Annotated in this window: 6 protein-coding genes and 1 pseudogene; 1 reads left to right on the top strand and 6 read right to left on the bottom strand. The window is 40.2% G+C overall.

The window, feature by feature from the left end; genetic code table 11:
* Positions 1 to 375: 375 nt before the first annotated feature.
* A complete protein-coding gene (locus HF312_21045; GenBank protein MCU7522708.1) occupies positions 376 to 1029 on the top strand; it encodes a hypothetical protein in 654 nt (217 codons plus the stop codon).
* A gap of 212 nt (positions 1030 to 1241) precedes the next feature.
* Here the strand turns inward: HF312_21045 and HF312_21040 are convergent, their stop codons facing one another.
* The 6 genes and pseudogenes from HF312_21040 to HF312_21015 form a co-directional block, all read right to left on the bottom strand.
* Positions 1242 to 1976 carry a hypothetical protein gene (locus HF312_21040; GenBank protein ID MCU7522707.1) on the bottom strand — a complete coding sequence of 245 codons (735 nt, stop codon included), beginning with the start codon at positions 1974 to 1976 and terminating at the stop codon, positions 1242 to 1244.
* A gap of 76 nt (positions 1977 to 2052) precedes the next feature.
* A pseudogene (locus tag HF312_21035) lies at positions 2053 to 2546 on the bottom strand (DUF3387 domain-containing protein).
* Between the two features lie 142 nt (positions 2547 to 2688).
* Positions 2689 to 3099: a HEPN domain-containing protein gene (locus HF312_21030; GenBank protein ID MCU7522706.1), complete on the bottom strand. Its 411-nt coding sequence runs from the start codon at positions 3097 to 3099 to the stop codon at positions 2689 to 2691.
* A complete protein-coding gene (locus tag HF312_21025; GenBank protein MCU7522705.1) occupies positions 3089 to 3409 on the bottom strand; it encodes a nucleotidyltransferase domain-containing protein in 321 nt (106 codons plus the stop codon). The genes HF312_21030 and HF312_21025 overlap by 11 nt, the downstream gene beginning before the upstream one ends.
* A 173-nt stretch (positions 3410 to 3582) precedes the next feature.
* Complete coding sequence (locus tag HF312_21020; protein MCU7522704.1) at positions 3583 to 4956, bottom strand: hypothetical protein; 1374 nt, start codon at positions 4954 to 4956, stop codon at positions 3583 to 3585.
* Positions 4953 to 5734, bottom strand: a 782-nt coding sequence (locus tag HF312_21015; protein ID MCU7522703.1) for a hypothetical protein, incomplete at its 5' end; no start/stop codon positions are given. The genes HF312_21015 and HF312_21020, both read right to left, overlap by 4 nt.

Genomic DNA, 5734 nt, shown 5'->3' with positions numbered 1-5734 from the left:
ATTTTGAATAAAATACGCATTTAACTGCTCCCTTAATTAACAGAAAAAATGAGCACATGAATATATTTTATTTACACAGAGAAATGTAAAGCTGATCCCAAAAGACCAAACCCGGTAATTCCCTACACTTATATATATGGTGACAAAGAGCGTTTTCGGAAAATTATTTTTATTTTTTTTGGAATTCCAGTGCTTTTTGAATCATTTTTCTTGTTCCGGATCAGGCTTATAATGAATGATATCAAAACCCGGAGTAAAACGCACGATCTGAAATTCCAATAATTATTCAGTTGGCTGGATTGATATTGATAACAATTAATTTTGAATTTACCTATCTTTGTCCAATCATTTAATTTTCATGTACAACGGAGAGAAATGGCCAATCGGATTGTATCAGTTGCTGCAATATGCATATCAATCATTTTTGCTTCATGTGCTAAAAAAAATAGCGAGCCTTTGGATATGTCCCCAATTTTTAAGGCTGTTCATAAACAGGCTTCATTGCAGGCAAAGGATTTTGAGGGTAAATTTTACCAATTTGACTCCACAAAAACATTTTTCATCCTTACCGATTATAATTTTAAGGCCACTATCCGGCAGGCACTTGAATGGTTAGTAATATCTGACACTTCCAGCAAAAAAGATAACCTGTTCGGAGATAAGGTATTTGCAAAACAATCATCAAAATTTATCCTGATTGATACACTCCCTAAATGGGATGATGTTTATAAAAAAATGGAGCCTTATTATAAAATACCTGAGAAAAACATTACCAGTGCTACATTCAGGGAGTATAAGAACAGCAGTGAATTTAATTATTATCTTGTAAGAATGCTAAGACCTGTATTCGATAAAAAGAAAAATTTATATTGCACGGCGCTTCACATAACAGATAATGTGTTTGAAAACGATGGATATTATTTCGCAGTAAAGTTCAGAATATTTGATGGTGAGATAAAAGTGCTTAGTACCAGGATGCATGAGATAAGCCTTGGATTACCTCCCGAGCCTAAAGAAAAAAAGGAGTGAATTCCCCTGGAAGAGAATTATGAAGATGATCTTTCGGAGGCAACCGTCTGCATTATGTGCGGTAGTTAAATAAAAGCTGATAACATAAAATGTGAAAAATGCGGGTGGTCATACAGGGATACTGCGGCTAAATAAAATGTGGGCAACAATTGAAATCCAAAGATAAGATTCCCCTGCTAAAGCCCGCTTTCTCTGACAGACGCTATATCAGTTTATTCAATCCAGATGAGTGATGACTTCTTAAACTTCCATTTATTATTTTTACGTAAATATAGAGCTGATCCGCCCTGATAAAACAAGCGGAAGTCCACTGCGGCTTTGGTAAATGTTTTGTTAAATCTAATAGATACTGTCGGGCATGTCTCGATTTTCCAGAAATTACCCCAATGGCCGGGATATATTCTGGCATATTGATTAATGAATTCCAAACGCTCTTGGCTCTCACCCTCTGCAGCAGCAGGGTCCATAAGATTATTCTCCCCCATTGGAGTAAAGTTACTTTTCAAAAAATCATTAATAGATGATTTAGTAAATTCATCCAAATAAATGATCTTTGAATTCGGGACTTTAACCCTGGGCCTGAAATCTACCAATTTATATTCGCTTAACGGCTTGGAGTAGTCCAAAGAACTATAATTATCCAGAATAAGCTTATTATAAATCTCAATAATTACTTCATTCTGTACAAAAGCATATTCTATATCATTGTATACAGAATCCCCGAATTCTGAATGGCCAACCCTTGAAATCGATTTGGGAGTATAAAAATCCTCAAAGATTTCATAAGCATACTTTTCGTGATTGCGTTTTAGTTTCAACTCATTTTCACTAACAGGTTTTGACTGATCAGCCCACCTGTCAAATATTTCCTTCAGCTGATCTGAAGATTTATGAGCATATGCAGAATCAAGAATAACCTGCGAATGCAGTTCCGCTGCAGTTATCAAAAAAAGGATAGTAAATATTGTTTTCAGAAATTATGGACTACTATATTATAAGGTATTCCGGAGGATATTCAGTAATTTATTTCGTCAGCTCATCGGCAATCAGCTCTGCCTGCTTTAAGACGGTTTCTGTTGCCAGCTTTTCCATGTCGGGCGGGTAGCCGTACTGCCTTAAGGTCCTCTTTACAACGATTTTTAATTTTGCCTTTACGCTTTCCTTTAACGTCCAGTCTATGGAGGCATTCTGCTTCACTTTTTCGTATAATACTACTGCAAGCTCACGGAGTTTGTCCTTCTGCATCAGCTCACGCGCGCTTTCATTATCCTCTATAAAGCGTACTCATAGCCCGACATCCCCATCTCCTTGGGCTCTTTATCCATCTTCTGGATTTCTTTACCCAGCCTTATCAGCTCTTCAATTACTTCTGCATCGTCATGAGGTATGGCAATTGCAAAAGCCCGGGATAAGGATGTAACCTCATCCATAAAGCGCTTTTTACCATTCTCAAGGCTTAGTATGTGCTCCTCAGAGGCAAGGATCATATTAAGTCTTATGCTCGTATCAGCCGGGAATAACCACAAAAATAATTATCCCTACACTTATATAAATGGTGACAAAGAGCGTTTTCGGAAAATTATTTCAATTTTTTTTATGAAAGGGTCAGTTCTATTTATGGAATGTACAAAAAGCGAAAAACGGACATGAGAAGTCTCCCTATAGTCTAAGCTTATACTGCCTGTCAATTTCAGTTTCAATCCAGTTATATACCATTCCTGCAATTTGGACTGCTTCTTTGTATTCCTCTTCCGATACAGGTTCTGATATTACAGGATACCTTGTCTCCACGGCATAATCAGTTAATGTCACTGCATCCTTAAACTCATCAGGATATGTGACTCCATTTGTACTGAGTGTCTTTAACAGTTCGCCAATATCATGGACATATCTGAATTTAATCTGATGAAATAATAGAAATGCCTTTAAGGACTTCTCCACACATTGCTGGGCATCATAACAGAGATCTTCCCAAAACACGTCTTCAGGTTTGGGCATCATTGACCTGATCAGGTTGCTCTTTGCCCTTTTAAGCCAGTTTTTTGCTGTGGAAATGTTATCAGGAGGCATAGAGAATTTTGCCTTCTTTTAGTGCAGGTTTAATTATACTCGCCTCATCTTCCCCGTAGAGCTCTAAATCCTCCTCGGTAACAACTAGTATGTCACTTGCAAAGCCGATGTCTGATATATCCCTGTAGATCTGCTGTGCCGTTCTGCGCCTGTGAATGCCGTTCTTCATTATCACCAGAAGATCAAAGTCGCTGTTCTCTGTCATATTACCCCTGGCAGCTGAACCAAATAAAATGACTTTGGAAGGTCTGCTTGTTTCAACAATCCTTTTTACAATGTCGTCTAATATTTCAAAAGAGGTCTTTTCCATTTTTACCGTTTTATTTGGTTTTCCATAAATACGAAGATTTATAAACATAAGCTAACAGCATAAAAGCAAAAAAACAAGTTTTCAACTTATCTTTTACCTGCCAACATCCGCCAGAGACAGGCGGTATGATTCCATAATCTATGATTTAAGTGGCTTTCTGAACTTCAATTGTTTTATTGTCCGTAATTGCTGCTGAGGTCTGTGCTTGCAAATGCGGGGGTGACTTCTTCAAACCTCTGAAGGCTTAGTACGCACCTCATGGGATGAGCACCTGTTATGCCGCTGCGCGCTTTCCTTATTATTATTTCCGCATACTCCTCCGCCTTTAACATAAACCCCTCTTTCGTCATGTAACGCTCCTTGCTGTCCTTAAAGGAATCAAGCCCGTAATAGCTCGGCCTGTAGATGAACATTACTGTGGCGGCATCCTGCTCTATGTCGCCCGACTCCCTGAGGTCCTGCATCTGCGGCCTTTTGTCAACCCTCGATTCAACGGCACGGTTTAACTGGCTTAAAAATACTATTGGGATCCCGGTTTTCTTGGAAAATGCCCTCAGATTCTTCGTCAGTTTGCCTATGTTAAGGTCGTTTCTTCTCTCGTCGCAGTTGTAATCGATTAAGGTCAGATAGTCCACCATCACAACCTCCAGACTGCTTTTTGCTTTCCAGAGGCTTATTTTCGCTTTAATCGATTCCGGCGTCTGGTGCCCGTTGTCGTCAATTATATAGTTGTCCTTGGAGAGCTCTCCAATTGCAGACTTGATCTTTTTCATCTCCTCTTCTGAAAGATCGCCGCGTTCTATCTTTAATGCGTTTATGCCCGTCTCAGCGGCCAGAAGGCGGTGCCACAGGCTGTCCACACTCATCTCCAGACTGAAGATGCCGCACTTGATGCCCTGCTTAATGAAATTCCTCAATAACGCAACCATGAACTGCGATTTTCCCATTCCGGGCCGGCTTGCAACTATTGTCAGATCCCTTTTGGGAATGCCTACTATATCCTTATCCAGAGTCTTAAATCCTGTGGGTATGTAATCCGAATGCTCGCCTTTTACAGCCTTTTCCAGGTCCTCGTAAACCCTCCTTCCCACCTCGGCATTTGTAAGGACACGTGAATAATTGGATGTGTACTTTGTAATTATGCCGCCGATGGATTCATTTAATGCAATTGCGCGGTCAAAGCCCGGGCCGCCGGTTGTCTTAACGGCGTCGTTAATTTCGTGATTAATGTTGTCGTCAAGGAGGCGCCTTACATAATCAACCGGGTTCAGGGCGTATTCGGCATTTACAATGTGATCCTTAAGGTATTCCTTCAGCCTGCCTCCGTTTTCTTTGCTTACAAGGTGCTGGTTTAATGTACGCAGGCCGGGTTCCTTTCCATACTCGTAAAAATATTCCACTGCATAATCGAATAACTGCCTGTTCTCCCTGATCATGAAAGCCTCATTGTTATGGCAGAAGTTGAAGACTTCCATAAACAGCTCCTTACTCTTCAGAATGGAGCTTATTACAGTCTGTTCGAAGGTGTTCCTTTCTTTTGCTGTCATAGCCTTATCCTGTCTGATTCTGAAACATGTGAATTATTTTGACCAGCGGACTTATTCTTTTCAGCCTCTGAACCCATCTGCATGGCAAGGCTTAGATAGTGCTTCCGTAATTTTTCCGCGCTGATTGTTTTACTTTGCCAGAAAATGTGCTTCTGACTCCATTGAATTACCCTTTCGACCTCTTCCGGAGATTGCCTGTCAATCCTTATAAGCCTGTCTATATGCTTGCACCATTGCTGCATATTCGGCTGACTTAAGTTTTCTCTTCTTTCCTTAAGAAGGTTAAAAAGAAGAAACGAAAGCCTGAACTCGACAGAGTTCATACTGTATTTTTTCTTTTCTTTCTTTAAAGATTTCTTTGGGGCAGCATTTCGGCCTTTGTTTACAGGGGTTTGAGCGGGATAGCTGTGTACCTTTTGGTATCCTTTACAGTGTACCTTTTGGTACCCGGAACTGCACCCCTTTTGGTATACAGTAGACCTTTTGGTACACTGTCTGTTACCAGGCTGTATCTCTGTTAAATTCCATTGCTCAGAAGCCGTATTCAGGGACAGAATTCTCGCCTTCTGAGCTGCATCATAATTACGTATAACTTCAATTATTTTATCCCTGATCAGCTCTCTTAAGGCTGCACCAACCTTGCTCTTTGGCCTCTTTAGATCTTCTGAAATTTCCTTAATCGTGACTTCAACCGTGTTGCGCTGATAGCCATAGGTATACCTGATCAGGAAAAGCAGGATGTCCTTCTTAAGTCCGCTTGCGGGATAGTGCATGATGG

The organism is Ignavibacteria bacterium (genome assembly GCA_025612375.1).
GTDB lineage: Bacteria > Bacteroidota > Ignavibacteria > Ignavibacteriales > SURF-24 > JAAXKN01.
This window is presented reverse-complemented; position numbering and strand designations above follow the sequence as displayed.